The organism is Mycolicibacterium alvei (assembly GCF_010727325.1).
Lineage (GTDB): Bacteria > Actinomycetota > Actinomycetes > Mycobacteriales > Mycobacteriaceae > Mycobacterium > Mycobacterium alvei.
In genome coordinates this window covers 2,212,197-2,228,960 of sequence record NZ_AP022565.1, presented here as the reverse complement: position 1 = coordinate 2,228,960, position 16,764 = coordinate 2,212,197, and the positions used below count along the sequence as shown (strand labels likewise).

Below are 16,764 nucleotides of genomic sequence, written 5' to 3'. Positions count from 1 at the left end.
AGCCCGGGCGCTCTTTTCGTTTGTATGGGGCTGTGGCTCAGGCGTTCGCCAGCACCGGCGGCTTCACGGCTTCCGGATCGGGGTTCGCGATGGGAAGGCCCATGAAGCGCCTTGCGTTGTCGCCCATGAAGTCGTAGGTGCGGCGAACGTCCATACCCTCGGCGTACTTGAAGTAGCCCTTTGGAGTCTCGAGACCTTCGGGATGCGGCCAGTCGGAACCGAACAGCACCTTGTCCCACCCGACGGTTTTGACCACATCGGCCACCGAACCCTCCCAGAACGGGCTGACCCAGATGTTGCGGCGGAAGACCTCGTGCGGGTGCTCGGGGAAGTTCTGCGGCATCTTGCCGTAGGTCGAGGCCAGGTCGTCGAAAAGTGGTTTGATCCAGGCACTTCCGTTTTCGACGCTGGCGATGCGCAACTTCGGGAATCGGGTCAGCGTGCCGTGGCAGATCATGCTGGTCAGCATGTCGGCGATCTCGCGGTGGCCGAGCGCGGTCCACTTGAACGCCGACATCTCGAAGGCATTGCTGGTATCGGCCGGCTCCCATTTCTCGATGTACTCCTGCAGCGGGGGCTGGCTGGCGTGGAACACGATCGGTAATCCGGCGTCCTCGACGTCCTTCCAGAACGGGTCGAACTCGGGCAGCGCGGGGGAGCGCCAACCCTTGTAGCCGTACACCGGCGCCGGTTTGATCAGGGCGACCTTGGCGCCGTTGTTCAGGATGTATTCGAGCTCGCGGCGGCCCTCATCGACGATGCCCAGGTTGATGACCGGCGTCGAGTAGATCCGGTTGGCGTGGCTGAAGCCCCAGTGCTCGAGCATCCACTGGTTGAGCGCGTGGATGATCGCCGCGGTCAGCTCGGGATCCTCAGCCGAAGAGTGCTCGACCAGATTGGCCAGCGTGGGGTAGTTCAGGCAGGAGTCGACGCCCTGGCGGTCCAGTTCGGCGATCCGGTCTTCCGGATTGCGTGACGCCAGTGGCGCATCGATACCCCGGCCCGACATTTCCCGCATCGACAGACCTTCGGGGTTCTGGCCGGAGTAGAACTTTTCGTGAGCGCCGGGAGCGGCGACCCGTTCGAACGTCGGGTTCGGCATGTAATCGGTGATCTTGCCCAGGATCGCGATGCGGGTATGGCGTCCGACCTGGACGAACTGCACCTTCGACTTGTATTTGTCCGGCAGGAACTTGAGCAGCGCATCGGGCGTCTCGTACATGTGTTGGTCGGCATCGAAGATCGGTGCATCCGTGAACTGATCAGTGGACTGTGTCATCGCGGTCTCTCCCTTGAGTCAAACGTGGGGCTTGGATAGAGCATCACCCACACTTGACAGTAGTGTCAAGTGTGCGCAGGCAAATGGAAAGAAACAACAGTGAACTGTGATTATTGAACTTGACAGAGTCGTCATATATCCTCGCTCCATGACGGTGACCTCGGGTACTGCGGCGGAAGCGCAAACGGACGGCAGTCGAGGTGAGCGCACCCGGTCGGCCATCCTGGATGCCAGTCGTCGGCTGTTCCTGGAGCGTGGCTACGCCGGCACGCCGATCAACGCGATCACCGAGGCCTGTGGCATTTCGCGGGCCGGCTTCTACACGTATTTCAAGGACAAGCGGGAGATCTTCAACGTCCTGGGCAAGACTGCGTACCACGAGGTCCTCGGAGTCATCGCCGAGTGGGCGGACGCCGATGCACCGTTCGGCGCCAACGACATTCGCGCCTGGGTTGGCCACTACTTCGATTACATGGATCACCATGGTGCGTTCGTGCTGGCTTCGACGCAATCGGCGCCCGACGACGAAGAGTTCCGGAACTCCCGCAACCGCATGGTGACTCGTGCGTCGTGGAAGTTGGGCCAGGCCATCGCGGGTGACGGCGCGCACTCACCCGACGTCATCGGCGTCGCGGTGATGGGCTTGCTGGACCGGGCCTGGCATACCGTGCACCGGCAGACGGTCGCCGTGGATCGCGACGAGATGATCGCGGTGGTCGCCGAGATGATCGGTCCGATGGTGGTGCGGTAGCCCGCGCGCCATGCCGGATCAAGAGGAAGAAACTATGAAGGGCTTGCCCAGCATGCAGCCGACCGGTTGGTTCCAGGTCGGTTGGAGCGCCGATATCGCAGAGGGTGATGTCATCGGATTGCGGTACTTCGGTATCGAACTCGTCGCCTTCCGCGATCTGGAAGGTGCGGTACACGTGCTCAACGCCCACTGCCAACACCTCGGGGCCAACCTGTCCAAAGGCGGCTGCGTCGTGGAGGACGGTATCCAGTGCCCGTTCCACGGCTGGGTGTGGAACGGACAGGGACGCAATGTGCGAATTCCTTATGAGAACCGTCCCAATCGGGGCCGCAAGGTGCGGTCCTGGTCGGTGACCGAACTCAATGACTCCATCTACATCTGGCACGATGCGTCCGGACGCGGCCCGATGTGGGAGGTGCCCGACGGGTTACAGGTGCTCGGGCATCATATCCGTGATCGGGAGTACCTCCCGGTTGGCCCGGAAGCACGGATCAAGTTCCCGGGGGTCCACGTGCACCCGCAGATCATCGCCGAAAACGCTGTCGATCCACATCATTTCCGATTCGTCCACCACACTCCGGTCAGCCCGACCGTGTTGCGCGAAGAGTCCGACGACGTCACCTGGTCGGCGAAGGTCGGTTTCGGCAGACGCTGGAGCGATGGCGTCGACATAGCAGGGGAGACGACCAACACCTTGGAGATCTACTGGTCCGGCCTTGGCATCGCGTTCAACGGCGAGCACACCCGTGAGGGGTACCGGGTCATCGCGATCTGTGCCACGCCGGTCGATGACGAGACGTCAGACATCTTCTCTACCTACTGGATCGACGAGGCCAACGGCAATTACGCCCAACGCCTGACGGCCGCGCAGGCGGCATTGCCGGACGATATCGCGATCTGGGACAGCCAGCAGTACATGGATCCTCCGGGGCTGACCACCTCGGAAGCCGCAGGGTTCAAGCAATTACGCCTTTGGGCGCGCAACTTCTATCCCGACGCTGACGCGGCCGATTCCAGGGTGTCCGGGGTTCGTTAAGCGCCCCGCACCAGCTCAATCAGCGTCTCGGCGTCGGCGACGCTGCGCAGCAGATCGTTGGGGTGGGTGCAGGTGCTGGTGCCGCACAGCTCCTGACGGACTCGGAAGTGCAGTTCCCGCAAGGTCATTCCGGTGATCCGCACGGCGCTGGCGACTGCGCCCGGGCATTCCTGCCACGGCAGCACCCGCGGTGTGGCGTGGGAGTCGACGATAATGCCGGTCGTCGCGTCTACGGTGGCGGCGAGCGTGTATTCGTGAATGATCGTCTCTACGTCGTCACCACGCACGTAGGTGTCGCGGAACATTGCGTCGACCCCGATTCGCTCGGGCGTCTCCTCGAAGATGTCGATGCGGCGCCGCCGGCGCATGCCATAGCGCGGCAACTGCGAAACCTGATGCCAGGCTTGGGGATCGGTGCTGTGATCGAGGTCGGGGGCCTCGGGTCCGGTAACCACGGCAGGATCGCCCGCCTCGAACGATGTCATCAGCAGCCCTCCGGTGGCGAACCCTGCGCATTGATCAGCCACGGGCAGATAGCCAGACTGCCCGACGTTCCCGAGAAGGCCGGATGCCGACAGCGCATGACCGGAGATGAGTGTGGCGACGGGAACGTCGTCGAGCAGCGTGTAGCGCAGGTCCCGCGACTGCCTCAGTTCCGGGGCTGCCGTGTCGACAGCGGCGCGGAACCCACTCATCGCCGGTGCTCCGGAGAGATGCGACACCGCGGCGACCGCTGGTGTGACCTCCACGCGACGCACGACGCGGGCGACCAACTCGATGGTGGCCGATAATCCGGCCATACCGCATTCGGTTGCTGTGCCGTCGGCCGCCGTCCACAGATCGCGGGCCCGGCCATGCAAATACACCGGGTCCAGCGCGCCTTCGTCGCGGACCATGTCGATCGACGTGGTCCGGCGCGCGGACCCGGGGCGACGTGGTGGATTACCTGTCGTGGGCTGATGGGGGCCGTGCAGGGGATGCAGCCCGAAAGGCGGAGTGCCCAGGTCGGTCATCCCCTTGACCCTAGGCGTCCGCAGCCGGACAGAACGCGAACGTCACCAGCGAGGTGCCGTCGGCAGTCTCCAGATTGGTGGTAGTCGATACCAGGCGTTGCCCGATCCGCAGGTCGGCCGGCGCCGCACCGACGATCAGGGCCTCCACCAACACGCCCTCGGGCAACTCGACGAAACCCACCACGTACGGCTTGAACACGTCGGGAGACCGGTTGCCCTTGTACGGCAGCGGAGGTGGGAACTCCTGCGTGGTGTAGGTGTACAGGGTGCCCTCGGTGGATAACTCGATGGCTTCGATATCGTCCTGGATCTCCGGCGCACCATCGAACAGTTCGGGGCGTTCGGCCGGGAACTTCACCACACCCGATGAACGTCGTCGTGACGCGAACAGCACTGTCCGGTCGCCGTCGACACGGAACAGCCCCTCGGTAATCAGTGTCGTCATCTCAGTTCACCTCGATAACCATCGCCGCACCCATGCCGCCGCCTGCACACATGGACAACACACCGAGACCGCCACCGCGTCGGCGTAGCTCGTAGATCGCCGAGGTGACCATCCGGGCCCCAGTTGCCGCGATCGGGTGGCCCAGGCTGATCCCGGATCCGTACACGTTGACGATCTCCTCGTCGAGGCCGAGCTCGCGCGCACATGCCACCGCCTGGGCGGCGAATGCCTCGTTGATCTCGAACAGTGCCACGTCTTCCAGCTTCCGGCCGGCCAGCTCCAGCGCCTTGGGTATGGCGGTGATCGGCCCGCTGCCGGTGCGGTTCGGTGCGACTCCGACGGCTGACCAGGACAGCACGTGTGCCAGTACCTCGCGCGTGGTATCCGGAGCGGTCAACGCCACCGCCGCGGCGGCGTCGTTGACACCGGAGGAGTTGCCTGCGGTCACGGTAAAGCCGTCGATCTCGGGATGCAGCACCTTCAGTCCTGAGAGGGTTTCGAGTGAGCTGTCACGGCGGGGATGCTCGTCGGTGGCGAAGGTGATGGCGGAGCCGTCGACCTGTGGCACCTGGATCGGAACGATCTCGTCGACGAAGGAGCCGGAGTCGATGGCCTTCACGGCGCGCTGGTGACTGCGTAGAGCCCATTCGTCCTGTGCCGCGCGGGTGATGCCGTACTGCACCGCGCAGTTGTGCGCGACGGTGATCGACATGTCCAGGGCCGGGGCGTCCTCGGTGGGGGGATGCGAGAACGGGAACCACTGTTCGTAGTCCTCTGGTGACTTGCCCGAAGTGAAAGGCTTGCGCTTCTGCATGATTGGTCCGGTGGAGCAGGATTCCATGCCGCCGGCCAGGATGGCTCGGCTCATACCCGCGGCGATCTGACCCGCGCCGACGGCGATCGCCGACAGGCTCGATGCGCACTGACGGTTCACGGCGAGTCCGGGGACGTTGGTCAGGCCGAGGTCCACCGCGACGTAGCGGGCGCTGTCGCCGCCGCCCTGCAGGCTTTCGGCAAGCACCAGGTCGTCGAAATCCGCGGCGTATAGCCCGGACCGCTCCACGACAGCCGCGATCACCGGTTTGGCGAGGTCGATCGCGGCCATGTTGGCCAGCGTGCCTCTGCGTGCTGTTCCGATCGGTGTGCGGGCAGCGGCCACGATCGCTGCCCGGGACGTCGTCGAGCCCATGTGTCTCCCAAGATCCTCGAATATCCGGGCCGCTTGCCCGGAGAGCTTCATCAGTCTATACCGTTAAATGAATATCGATATAGCGGGTCGATGCCAGAGGGAGTTGGGCAATGAAGGTGATCGGGTCTGTCGATGAGGCGATCGCGACGATCGGTGAGGAACTCGGCGTGAGCCGGTGGGTGGAGATCGATCAGAACCGCATCGACGAATTCGCCGACGTGACGATGGATCACCAGTGGATCCATGTCGACGTCGAGAAGGCCAAGACCGAAAGCCCCTACGGCGCCACGATCGCACATGGATTTCTGACCATCTCGCTCATCCCCGGCGTCAGTAAGGACAACTACCGCGTCGAGAACGCCAAGCTGGGTATCAACTACGGGCTGAACAAAGTCCGCTTCCTGGCTCCCGTCAAAGCCGGCAGCCGGATCCGGGTGCGCTCCGTACTTGCCGACGCCACCCCGGTCGGCGACGACACCGTGAACCTGACCGTCCGGCACACCGTGGAGATCGACGGCGTCGACAAGCCTGCCGCGGTGGCCGAACTGATCGCCCGGTTCGTGTGGTGAGCAAAAGCGTTAGATGTATACATGCAGCAGCGGTGAGTGCTAACGGCGTAGGTGAGGAGGCGGTCTCATGAGTGGCGGTCCGTTCGAAGGAAAGGCCGTCCTGACCGGCGCGGGCAAGTCGCAGGTCGGGCGCCGGTTGGGGCGCACCGGGCTCGCCCTGACGCTCGAGGCGGTGCTGCGGGCCATCGACGACGCCGGTCTCAGTGTCGACGATGTGGACGGCATTGCCAGCTATCCGGGGCCCGGAGTGCCCGACGCAGGATTCTCCGGCGCCACCGTCCAGGAAGTGCGGAATGCACTCGGACTGCGGTCGCGCTGGTACATGTCGGCGATGGAGACCGCCGGCCAGATCGGGCCGGTGATCGAGGCCTGCATGGCAGTCAGCCTCGGGCTCGCCAACCACGTCGTCGTGTACCGGTCGGTGTGGGAGTCCACCGCGGCGCAGCAGGCCGGTGGCGGGCGCGCCTCGGTGCTGTTCGGTGGCGGCGAATTGCCTCCGCATCTGGAGTGGATGGCACCGTTCGGCGCACTGTCGGCGGCGAACTGGCTGGCGATGCCCGCACAGCGTTACATGCACGACTTCGGCTTGACCCGTGAGCATCTCGGCCACATCGCGATCAACGCCCGTACCAACGCCGGGCTCAACCCCGACGCGGTGTACCGCGAACCGATGACGATGGACGATTACCTCAGCGCCCGGATGATTTCCGAGCCGCTGTGCCTCTACGACTGCGACGTGCCCTGTGACGGTGCCACCGCGGTGATTGTGTCGCGCCGTGACGCCGCGGTGGGCCTGCCGAGGCATCCGCTTACGGTGGAGTCCGTCGGACCGGGCATGTTCGAACGCGCGACGTGGGATCAGCGCGCGGACATCACCACCATGGCCGCACACGACTCGGCCGCGACGCTGTGGGGGCACACCGACCTCACGCCTGCCGATGTTGACATGGCTCAGCTGTATGACGGCTTCTCGTTCCTAACCGTGATGTGGCTGGAGGCGTTGGGGTTCTGCGACCATGGCCAGGTCGGGCAGTTCTTAGGTGACAGCTCGGCGGATGGTTCCCCCATCTCTTTGGACGGTCCACTGCCGATCAACACCAGCGGTGGTCAGCTCTCCGGCGGGCGGTTGCACGGCATGGGCTTCCTGCATGAGGCGTGCGTGCAGATGTGGGGTGAAGGCGGGGAGCGGCAGGCCCCTAAGACGCCCGAGGTGGTGGCTGTCGGCGTGGGCGGCGGTCCGGTCGCCGGGTCGATGCTACTGAGCAGCAGGTAACCCACATCGATGGGGAGCGGAGAGGCCGGCGACGGCATGACGCTCGGCGACATCGTCGCCGGCAATGCCGTGCGCTTCCCGGACGTGGCCGCTTACCGGCACGGTGATCGCAGCATCAGCCACGGGCAGTTGCGCGACCGGGCGGTGCGGCTGATATCGGCGATGGCCGCCGCCGGCGTACGGCGTCAAGATCGCATCGCGGTGCTGAGCCGCAACAGCATCGAGTTCGGTGAACTGAACGCTGCCATCCACCTCAGCGGAATCATCATGGCTACCATCAACTTCCGGCTCTCGCCGGGGGAGATCGACGGCATGTTGTGTCGAGTGGTGCCGTCGATCATTTTTGTCGCCGACGAGTTCGTTACCATGATCGTCGGCCTCGTGGACGACCTACCGTCACCGCCGCTCGTGGTGGCCATCGGCTGCGAACTACAGCCGGGGGTCGTCGGCTACGAGGCCTTCCTCAACAGCGGGCGTGGTGACGAGCTCGAGTTTGTAGCTCAGCCCGAAGACATCGCCTATCTGCTGTTCACCAGCGGCACAACCGGTGCCTCGAAGTGCTGCATTCTCGGGCAACGGGAGATGCGCGCGGTCGCGCTCACCATGAACAATGAGATGCATTGCGGGAGTGCTGATCGCGGGCTGATAAACATGCCGATGTTCCACGTCGGGGCACTAGCGATCGTCGGTGGCCTGCACGCCCGCGGTGGAACTGTGGTGCTGCAGCAGCAGTTCGATGCCGCCGATGCGGTGCGGTTGGTTGCTACCGAGCAGATCACCGTGCTGCACCTGGCGCCCGTCATGCTCAAGGCGCTACTCGACGAGGTGGCCGAGGGCGCGGCGGTGGAATCCGTACGCACAGTGGTGTACTCGGCCGCGCCGATGACGGCGGCGGTACTGCGGCGGGCGATGTCGGTCATCCCCGGCGCGGGCTTCCTCAACCTTTACGGGCAGACCGAAGCCATCGTATCCGGGCTCCCGCGAGAACTACACGCCCTCGATGGCCCGGAAGTCGAGAAGCGTTTGTCCTCAGTGGGTTTTCCGTTCCCTGGCACGCGAATTCGTATTGTCGATGAGCACGGGCAAGAGGTGCCTGCTGGGCAGGCCGGCGAGATCGTCGTGCGGTCCGGTTCGATGTTCCGCGGCTACTGGCAGGACGGGGCGGCAACCGAGGTGACGCTACGCGACGGGTGGTGCCACACCGGCGACGTGGGCCGCCTGGACGAGCGCGGGCTGTTGTACCTGGTGGACCGTAAGAAGGACGTGATCATCAGCGGTGGGGAGAATGTCTACTCTCCGGAGGTCGAAGACGCGCTAAGTGCGATCGACGGGGTGGCGGCCTGCGCAGTGGTCGGTGTGCCCGACGACCGTTGGGGCGAGGCGGTCTGCGCGGTCATCGTGCCATGGGCCGGAGCGACGTTGACGCTCGAGGCGCTGCAGGATGGAGTGCGCCAACGGCTGGCCCGCTACAAAGTCCCGCGCCGAATGGTGCTGGTCGCCCAACTACCGGTGTTGGCCAGCGGCAAGGTGGACAAGAAGCAGCTCCGCGCCGCCCTGGCAGACTGAGCTACAGCCCGGGCTGCCCGTACACGGCGACCACCACCGAGCGGGCCAGGCTGTTTTCCGACCACACGCCGATGGCGGTATTGGCGCAGTCCTGCATGGTGGCCCGTGACGGAGGGTCATACCACCACTGGTTGAGTATCTCGATGCCGCTGATCGCGATCGCCGGGTTGATCGCGACGGTCTCGTTGACTGTGCCGACGAAGCCGGTTCCATTGGCCCGGTCCTGCGGGGTGGAGCCATCGGAGCCGATGTCGCCGTTGAGATCCGGGTTGTTCAGCACGTCAAGGGTATGCAGGCGTGCCGCCTCCACCAGTCGGCCGTCCGGCTTCGGCTGGGTTGGGCAGCCGTTTTGCTTCTGGGCTGTGTAGATGTTGACGAACACGCTCTGGTTCAGCCGCTTGTTGTCGGCCTGTGCGGTCGGTATCGCGACGGTGGCTGCGAGCCCGGACGCCAGCGCCAGTGCCAACGTGCAACGACGGCCGGTGCGGGAAAGGAACATGGTTGAGCAGACTACCGGTAAACATATAAATGAATTACGCTTTATCTGGTTATGAGGAAACTAATCTCATCGGTCGGGCTCCCCGCGTTGTTGGTTGCCCTGATGCTGGGCGCACCAGTGGCCCATGCGGACAACGTCGGGTATCTCGTCAACGTGACGGTGCGGCCCGGATACAACTTCGCCAACGCCGACCAGGCACTGGCTTACGGGTACGGGGTGTGCGACAAGATCGCCGCGGGCAGAAGCTATGCCCAGCTGGTCGGTGATATCAAGTCCGACTTCAACACCTCAGACGAATTCCAGGCTTCGTATCTCATTTCGCAGTCGGCGCAGGAGCTGTGCCCGGCCCAGATCTGGCAGTTACGCAATTCAGCGGCGGGCTACGTCGGCGCGCCGGGCTGAGCCCAGGCGGAGCGAAGCATGGAGCGTCGCAGCAGGTTCACGATGAGGTCGGCGGCGCGCTCGTCGGCATCGGATTCGTCGATCGCAGTCGGTTCGGTCATTCGCCCCAATACCGCGAGAAACACCGCGCAGGCCGCTTCGCGGTCGATAGCGTCCGGCAGTTCGATGTTCTCCAGCAGCGTGTGCACTGCCTGGTGGATCGCCCCGATACCGTGACCCACCGCAGCGTCGGATAGCTGCTCGGCCACTGTGCCGTCGAACCACGCCCGGATGACGCCGCGGTAGCCGCGGTGAAATCGGACGTAGCCGAGCATCCATCTCCTCAATGCATCGGTGTCGGCGACCCGCCGCAGGGTGGCGGCGTGCTCCTCGACCTCGGCCACCGCCTGGCGGGTGAGTTCGGCGAGGATTTTGTCTTTGGTGCTGAAATACCGGTATAGCGTGGCGCGGCTGAGGTCGGCGGCGGCCGCGATGTCCTCCATGCTGACCGCGTAGTAGCCATGCTCGGCGAACAATGACGAGCTCACCGAGAGCGCCTCCTGGCCGATCGGTGACAGGTCGGCGGCCACCGCGGCCGGCGCCGATACGGTTCCTTCGGCGGTGTCAGTAGGTAAGCCGGTTGTCCCGGTGAAAGCGTGTGGCGCGACCATGGCTTTGGCCGGTGTGTCGGGAAACAACATCAGCTGCAATGCGACCGCCAGTGACCATGACACCTCGTCTCGGGCCGGCAACCGAAACATCGCGCGGTGTCGGTAGAGGTGAACCATGTGCGGGATGCGCATGAGTGCCGCCGCCGCGTCGTCGGCGTCCAGCCCCTGTAGGTGCGCGGCGTGCAGCTTGGCGGTCACCCTGCGCCGAAAGTCCTCGGCAACCGGACCGGCATCGATGATCGACATCTCGGCACCGATGCCGGGGTATTCCGCGAACACTGCCGCGTGGGTGTCATAGATGTCGGCCCATTCGATCAGCCAGTCGTGCAGCGCGCCAAAGCCGTCCACCGTCGGGCCCAGATCGCCCAGTCGGTTGCCGTGGTCAAGTACAGCCTTTCCGGCTGCGTCGCTCAGCTCTCGGAAGATCTCCTCCTTGCCGGCGAAGTACTGGTAGACGGTCGCTCGGGACGCGTGTGCTTCCTTGGCGATGGTGTCCAGGGAGGTGCTGTGGAAGCCGCTGGACAAGAAGACGTCGGCCGCGGAGGCCACGATGCGCTGACGTGTGTGCAAGCCGCGCCGTCCCACGCCGACGTTGTCCGACGGGGCATACCCGGGCCGGCGTGTCTTGTCAGGGGTGGGCGCCATAGGAGAAGTATCCGGGTTGGCCCACCCGTACCGACGGTGCCCTACTGCGGCTGTCATGGCGCAGGCAGTGGTCCCGACAGGTTGCGTTTGGCCTTGCCGGGGTAGCCGAAGAACTTCTCGAAGTTGGCGTCGTTGATCGGCTGGGCGCTGTTCCGTTTCGCGGCAGCGCGCAGCGCTGCCAACCGAGCGCCTGCCTTCTCCACGTCTGCCGGGGGGCCGGTCCGCCGGAGTCCCTCGAGTTTGGCTGCGGCCGTCGAGATTTCGATGCGCAATCGCTCGCCTACCTCCCCAAAGGTCAGCAGGTCATGGTCGTCCTCGTCGGTCTTCTCGCGGGAGCCGGCGTCGCCGGCGTGATCCAAGGTACTCATGTCGTGGCTCTCAATCGGTGGACGAAAGTGTCCTACGTCATATAGTTTGTGAGATGAAACGTCAGAAAACAAGACTGAATGTCAGAAAAGAAGGAGCGTGTTGTGCCGCTTCAAGATGAGCACCAGATCGTGTCCGTCGACGACCATCTCGTCGAGCACCCACGGGTATGGCAGGACCGTCTGCCGCAGCGGTTCCTCGAGGCAGGGCCGCGGATTCTCGAGATGGACGGCAAGCACCTGTGGAGCTATGACGGGCAGATTTTCCCGACCATCGGCCTCAATGCGGTGGCGGGCAAGCCGCCCGAGGAGTGGGGCATGGATCCGGTGCGCTACGAGGACATGATCCCCGGTTGCTACGACCCGGTCGCCCGGATCGCCGACATGGACGTGGACGGCGTGCAGGCCGCCCTGTGCTTCCCGTCCTTCCCGGGCTTCGGTGGCGGTACGTTCTATCGCGCCCAGGACAAGGAACTCGCGCTGTTGTGCGTCAAAGCGTGGAACGATTTCTACATAGACGAGTGGTGTGCCACTGCACCGGATCGGTATGTCCCGTTGGCGATCCTGCCGGTGTGGGATGTCGATGCGACGGTCGCCGAAGCTGAGCGAGTGGCGGCGAAGGGGGCACGGACGGTGTCGTTCCCGGACAGCCCGGTGCCGCTGGGTTTGCCATCGTTTCATTCCGATCACTGGGATCCGTTGTGGCAGGTCTGCTCCGATGCGCAGATGCCGGTATCCCTGCACTTCGGCTCGGGATCCTATGTGCCTGGGTTCTCGTTCTCGTCGATGAAGCCCGTGCCCGGCCAGATGGCCATCCCGGATGCCCCGTTCGCCGTGGCGATCACCCTGTTCTCCACCAACCTGATGTGGACGACTGTCGACCTGCTGTTCTCCGGCAAGTTGCAGAAGTTCCCCAACCTGCAGATCTCGCTGGCCGAGGGCGGTATCGGCTGGGTGCCCTACATCCTGGAGCGCTCGGACTACGTGTGGGAACGCCACCGCTATTACCAGAATATCGATTTCGACATGCGACCCTCCGATCTGTTCAAGAAGCACTTCTGGGGTTGTTTCATCGACGATGAGCACGGGTTGAAGAACCGTCACGAGATCGGGATCGACCGGATCACCCTCGAAATCGACTTCCCGCACAGCGATTCCAACTGGCCCAATTCGCGCAAGCGGGCCGCCGAGGTGCTCGCCGATGTGCCGGACGACGAATGCTCACTGATCGTCGAGCAGAACGCCCGCCGGATGCTCAACTTCCCCCGGGCGACCACCGGCGAACACGAATTGGCCGGCGTCTGAACGGGTTCAGAGCTTCGCCGCCGACACCATGTCGGCGATGGCAGTGAACTTCACGCGGGGCCGGGACACCTCGGCCCCGCGTCGTCGTTTACAGGGTGCCGCGGGAGACCAGTTGCGCAGCGATGACGTTGCGCTGGATCTCGTTCGTGCCTTCGCCGACGATCATCAGCGGGGCGTCGCGGAAGTAGCGCTCGACGTCGTATTCGGTCGAATATCCGTAACCGCCGTGGATGCGGACCGCGTCCAGGGCGATCTGCATGGCGACCTCGGAGGCGAACAGTTTGGCCATCCCGGCTTCCATATCGCAGCGTTCACCGCTGTCGTAGCGTTCCGCGGCATGGCGGGTGAGCTGTCTGGCTGCAGTGAGTTTGGTCGCCATATCGGCCAGATAGTTGCCCACCGCCTGGTGTTTCCAGATCGGCTGACCAAAACTCTCGCGTTCCTGCGCGTATTTGAGGGCGTCCTCGAGTGCCGCGGTGGCCACGCCGAGAGCTCGAGACGCCACCTGAATACGGCCTGTCTCAAGACCTTTCATCATCTGCGCGAATCCCTTGCCGGGCTCGCCGCCGAGTATCGCGGACTGCGGCACCCGGCAATCGTCAAACGAGAGCTCACAACTCTCCACCCCCTTGTACCCGAGCTTCGGCAGATCCCGGGATACGGTCAGGCCGGGCCCGTGCTCGACCAGCACCACCGAGATGCCGCGATGCCGCGGCGAAGCCTGAGGATTCGTCTTACACAGCAGGGCAATCAGATTGGATCGGCGCGCATTGCTGATCCAGGTCTTCGTGCCATTGATGACCAGCCCGTCGCCCTCGGTGCGCGCCGTGGTCGTCATCGCCTGCAGATCCGACCCGCCACTGGGTTCGGTGAGTGCCATCGTCGCTCGGATCGCACCGGTTGCCATGTCCGGTAGATACTTTCGGCGCTGTTCCTCGGTACCGAACAACGAGATCAACTTGGCGACCACAGTGTGGCCCCCCATCGCGCCGGCCAAACTCATCCAGCCCCTGGCGAGTTCCTGTGTCACCTGCACGTAGCACGGCATCGACACGGGTGATCCGCCGTACTCCTCGGGCACGGCCAGGCCGAAGATGCCGATGCGCTTCATCTGTTCGATCCACGCGTGCGGGTATTCGTTCGCGTGTTCGACCTCGCGCACCGCTGGTTTCACATCACGGTCGATGAACGTCCGCACCGTCTCGACCAGCATGGTCTCTTCGTCGTTGAGTTCGGACGTCATTCGTGGACCTTCCTACAGGGGGCGACGCCCCCATTGTTGTCGTATATATATGTCAGAAGCAAGTCGGGTTTTGGGTAGCTGTCTCGCTCGTAGGTCGACATATATGCAGGGGTTGAAACGCATTATTGGAGATATGTGTAACATGACAGTACCGTCAGATATGGGGAGGTGGATCGACGTAGCGCTCCGGCGGGCGACCTTCTTGGGCGAGCTCGCGCAGCGTGGCCGGCAATCTGATCCGGCCAAAACTAAATAGTTAATCCTTTAGTCTTATGGTGTTGAGTTTCGGCGCCGCCGCAACACTGGCGGTCGAGCGGAGGAGGTCGCGTGAAGGTTCGTCTTGAGCAGTCGAAATGCGTGGGGCACGCGCAGTGCTATGCCGTTGATCCGGACCTGTTTCCGATCGATGACTCGGGCTACTCGATTCTCAAGCCGACTGAAGTCGTTCCTGAAAACGAGCAGCGCGTCCGCGACGGCGTTGCCGCATGCCCCGAACTGGCCCTGGTGCTCGAAGAAGGGTGACGAGAGCTTGCCACCGGTGGCGCCCCGTCAACTTTGCCTACATGCGCCAAGTCGGCACCGCCGCAGAATGCTGACTCCATAGAAGGTGCCCGCGTAGGTCTTCGCGGTCCATGCGCTACCCCACGGTGCAGCACCCAAGGTTGACCGGTGCCAGCTGCTCGCCATGCTGTCCGGCCTGGGTGCCGGACACGTAGATCGTTCCCAATACACCGATAAGGAGAATTCATGACTGACGCCGCCATTGTGGAGCGCAGAGGTAACGTCGCACTCATCACGATCAACCGGCCGGAGGCCCGTAACGCCGTCAACGGCGCGGTGAGCAATGCGGTCGGCGACGCACTTGAGGCGGCGCAGAAGGATCCCGACGTATGGGCGGTGGTGCTGACCGGTGCCGGCGACAAGTCGTTCTGCGCTGGCGCGGATCTGAAGGCAATCACGCGTGGCGAGAACCTCTTTCACGACACAAACCCGGAATGGGGCTTCGCCGGCTACGTACACCACTTCATCGACAAGCCCACCATCGCCGCAGTCAACGGCACTGCCTTGGGCGGCGGTTCGGAGCTTGCGCTTGCCAGCGATCTGGTGGTCGCTGCCGAGACCGCCAGTTTCGGCCTACCTGAGGTCAAGCGCGGTCTGATTGCCGGCGCGGGTGGCGTGTTCCGCATCGTCGAACAGTTGCCTCGCAAGGTTGCGCTGGAACTCGTGTTCACCGGTGAGCCGATCGCCGCGGATGAGGCACTGCGGTGGGGCTTGATAAACCAGGTGGTGCCCGATGGCACCGTGGTGGAAGCGGCGCTGGCGCTCGCCGAACGGATCACCGTGAACGCACCGCTGTCGGTACAGGCCAGCAAGCGGCTCGCCTATGGCGCCGATGACGGTGTCATCGGCGTCGAGGAGCCCAAATGGGACCGTACCGACCGCGAGTTCACCGCGTTGCTGAAATCCGAAGATGCACAGGAAGGCCCGCTGGCTTTCGCACAGAAGCGTCCGCCTGTATGGAAGGCGCGCTGAGATGGGTCGAGTAGACGGCAAAGTCATTCTGGTCGCTGGTGGGGTACCCGTTGGTCTCGATGTCGTGGCCGACGACTCGGTCCGGGCGGCGCCTGCGCCCTGCTTCCGGCGCTGATCGGGCGTGCCTGTGAAGATCGCATGGCGAGCACCGCCGAATGTGTCAGCGCTGCAACGGCATTCGCGGTGGAACGATCTCGCACCCGACCGCCGATGCCGACTACGAGGCGGCTGGAACAGGTCGTGCAGTCGGTTTCCGCCGGGAAAGAGGGGCCCCGGATCAGGCGTCGGTCGGAGCCTTGCGCGGAGCCAGGCAGGCGGGAAGGAAAGCGCGGATGAGCCCTTCGTCGCCGCCGTCTTCGGGCCGCCCCGGTTCGGCAGTCAGACTGAACGCGATGCGGGTCACCCAACGTGCCATGGTGTCGCCGGTGAGATCATCTCGAACCTCACCGGCCACCTGGGCCGCTTCGAGGCGTTTACCCAATGCCTGCGCGAGGTTCTGGCCCCACGCCTCGGAAGCCTCGGCGGCACGAAAGGTCCGGCCCAAGTCGTCGTCGCCGATCAGCATTGCCATGGTGGGAGAGTTCCGTGCTGCCCGCAGCCCTGCCGCGGTGGCGTTGACGAGCTGTTCCAGGAAGGGTTCCTCGGTGTCCCAACAGGGTTCCGAGGCGTCGAGCACGGCGCTGATCGCCCGCACGAACGATGCGGCCAGCAGTGCGTCTTTTGTGGGGAAGTAGTCGTACACGGTGCGGCGATGCACGCCGGCCCTGTTCGCGATGTCACTCATCCGGGTACGGCTCGGGCCGCGCTCGAGATAGCACGCTTCGGCGGCGGCAAGCAGTCGTTCGCGGGCCTGCTCTTCGCCGACAGGTGCGTCGGCACCCCATGGTGCAGCCCGCCCTGAATTCGTCCGCCCTGACACGCCAGTCATTCTCGCAACCCTCGATTTCGCCCCACACCTTGACTGCAGACCACATTAGTCCCTACCGTGTGGTAGGAACCAT

At 64.2% G+C, this 16,764-nt stretch carries 18 protein-coding genes; 9 read left to right on the top strand and 9 right to left on the bottom strand.

From position 1 onward, the window contains the following. Nucleotides 1-37: 37 nt before the first annotated feature. Nucleotides 38-1,279: an amidohydrolase family protein gene (locus tag G6N44_RS10725; RefSeq protein WP_163663805.1), complete on the bottom strand. Its 1,242-nt coding sequence runs from the start codon at nt 1,277-1,279 to the stop codon at nt 38-40. A 148-nt stretch (nt 1,280-1,427) separates the two neighbouring features. Between G6N44_RS10725 and G6N44_RS10720 the strand changes: the two genes are divergently transcribed. Then, complete coding sequence (locus tag G6N44_RS10720) at nt 1,428-2,030, top strand: TetR/AcrR family transcriptional regulator (RefSeq protein ID WP_163663803.1); 603 nt, start codon at nt 1,428-1,430, stop codon at nt 2,028-2,030. Nucleotides 2,031-2,064: 34 nt separating this feature from the next. After that, entirely contained in the window at nt 2,065-3,066 is a 1,002-nt protein-coding gene (locus tag G6N44_RS10715) for an aromatic ring-hydroxylating dioxygenase subunit alpha (protein ID WP_163663801.1), read from the top strand. On the opposite strand, the gene G6N44_RS10710 is transcribed toward G6N44_RS10715, so the two are convergent. Genes G6N44_RS10710 through G6N44_RS10700 form a run of 3 tightly spaced genes read right to left on the bottom strand, consistent with a single transcriptional unit; the run spans nt 3,063 to nt 5,713 of the window. Then, on the bottom strand, nt 3,063-4,079 hold the full coding sequence (locus G6N44_RS10710; protein WP_163663799.1) for a DUF2889 domain-containing protein: 1,017 nt from the start codon (nt 4,077-4,079) through the stop codon (nt 3,063-3,065). The genes G6N44_RS10715 and G6N44_RS10710 overlap by 4 nt on opposite strands. 10 nt (nt 4,080-4,089) lie before the next feature. Next, entirely contained in the window at nt 4,090-4,524 is a 435-nt protein-coding gene (locus tag G6N44_RS10705; protein ID WP_163663797.1) for a Zn-ribbon domain-containing OB-fold protein, read from the bottom strand. 1 nt (nt 4,525) lies between these two features. Further along, entirely contained in the window at nt 4,526-5,713 is a 1,188-nt protein-coding gene (locus G6N44_RS10700; protein ID WP_163669805.1) for a thiolase family protein, read from the bottom strand. 110 nt (nt 5,714-5,823) lie between these two features. Between G6N44_RS10700 and G6N44_RS10695 the strand changes: the two genes are divergently transcribed. From G6N44_RS10695 to G6N44_RS10685, 3 genes are all read left to right on the top strand, one after another. Further along, on the top strand, nt 5,824-6,282 hold the full coding sequence (locus G6N44_RS10695; RefSeq protein WP_163663795.1) for a MaoC family dehydratase: 459 nt from the start codon (nt 5,824-5,826) through the stop codon (nt 6,280-6,282). A gap of 67 nt (nt 6,283-6,349) precedes the next feature. Beyond that, the gene (locus tag G6N44_RS10690) at nt 6,350-7,555 is read left to right on the top strand and encodes a thiolase family protein (protein ID WP_163663793.1); all 1,206 of its coding nucleotides are present in this window, start codon (nt 6,350-6,352) and stop codon (nt 7,553-7,555) included. A 9-nt stretch (nt 7,556-7,564) separates the two neighbouring features. Beyond that, on the top strand, nt 7,565-9,121 hold the full coding sequence (locus G6N44_RS10685) for a class I adenylate-forming enzyme family protein (protein WP_235682995.1): 1,557 nt from the start codon (nt 7,565-7,567) through the stop codon (nt 9,119-9,121). Nucleotide 9,122: 1 nt separating this feature from the next. Here G6N44_RS10685 and G6N44_RS10680 read toward each other — a convergent pair whose 3' ends face one another. Further along, nucleotides 9,123-9,620, bottom strand: a complete 498-nt coding sequence (locus tag G6N44_RS10680; RefSeq protein ID WP_163663791.1) for a CAP domain-containing protein — start codon at nt 9,618-9,620, stop codon at nt 9,123-9,125. Nucleotides 9,621-9,671: 51 nt separating this feature from the next. Between G6N44_RS10680 and G6N44_RS10675 the strand changes: the two genes are divergently transcribed. Continuing rightward, the gene (locus G6N44_RS10675; protein ID WP_163663789.1) at nt 9,672-10,022 is read left to right on the top strand and encodes a DUF732 domain-containing protein; all 351 of its coding nucleotides are present in this window, start codon (nt 9,672-9,674) and stop codon (nt 10,020-10,022) included. Here G6N44_RS10675 and G6N44_RS10670 read toward each other — a convergent pair. Both G6N44_RS10670 and G6N44_RS10665 read right to left on the bottom strand, forming a co-directional pair. Then, complete coding sequence (locus tag G6N44_RS10670) at nt 10,001-11,317, bottom strand: TetR/AcrR family transcriptional regulator (RefSeq protein WP_163663787.1); 1,317 nt, start codon at nt 11,315-11,317, stop codon at nt 10,001-10,003. The genes G6N44_RS10675 and G6N44_RS10670 overlap by 22 nt on opposite strands. Before the next feature lie 53 nt (nt 11,318-11,370). Continuing rightward, nucleotides 11,371-11,685, bottom strand: a complete 315-nt coding sequence (locus G6N44_RS10665; protein WP_163663785.1) for an acyl-CoA synthetase — start codon at nt 11,683-11,685, stop codon at nt 11,371-11,373. 102 nt (nt 11,686-11,787) lie between these two features. Here G6N44_RS10665 and G6N44_RS10660 point away from each other — a divergent pair, with 102 nt between their 5' ends. Continuing rightward, nucleotides 11,788-12,987, top strand: coding sequence for an amidohydrolase family protein (locus tag G6N44_RS10660; protein WP_163663783.1), 1,200 nt, complete (start codon nt 11,788-11,790; stop codon nt 12,985-12,987). Nucleotides 12,988-13,075: 88 nt separating this feature from the next. On the opposite strand, the gene G6N44_RS10655 is transcribed toward G6N44_RS10660, so the two are convergent. After that, nucleotides 13,076-14,230: an acyl-CoA dehydrogenase family protein gene (locus G6N44_RS10655; protein WP_163663780.1), complete on the bottom strand. Its 1,155-nt coding sequence runs from the start codon at nt 14,228-14,230 to the stop codon at nt 13,076-13,078. 327 nt (nt 14,231-14,557) lie between these two features. Here G6N44_RS10655 and G6N44_RS10650 point away from each other — a divergent pair, with 327 nt between their 5' ends. Both G6N44_RS10650 and G6N44_RS10645 read left to right on the top strand, forming a co-directional pair. After that, nucleotides 14,558-14,752, top strand: coding sequence for a ferredoxin FdxE (locus G6N44_RS10650; RefSeq protein ID WP_163663779.1), 195 nt, complete (start codon nt 14,558-14,560; stop codon nt 14,750-14,752). A 225-nt stretch (nt 14,753-14,977) separates the two neighbouring features. Then, nucleotides 14,978-15,763, top strand: a complete 786-nt coding sequence (locus G6N44_RS10645; RefSeq protein WP_163663778.1) for a crotonase/enoyl-CoA hydratase family protein — start codon at nt 14,978-14,980, stop codon at nt 15,761-15,763. 277 nt (nt 15,764-16,040) lie between these two features. On the opposite strand, the gene G6N44_RS10640 is transcribed toward G6N44_RS10645, so the two are convergent. Continuing rightward, the gene (locus tag G6N44_RS10640; protein ID WP_163663777.1) at nt 16,041-16,691 is read right to left on the bottom strand and encodes a TetR/AcrR family transcriptional regulator; all 651 of its coding nucleotides are present in this window, start codon (nt 16,689-16,691) and stop codon (nt 16,041-16,043) included. Nucleotides 16,692-16,764: the final 73 nt, after the last annotated feature.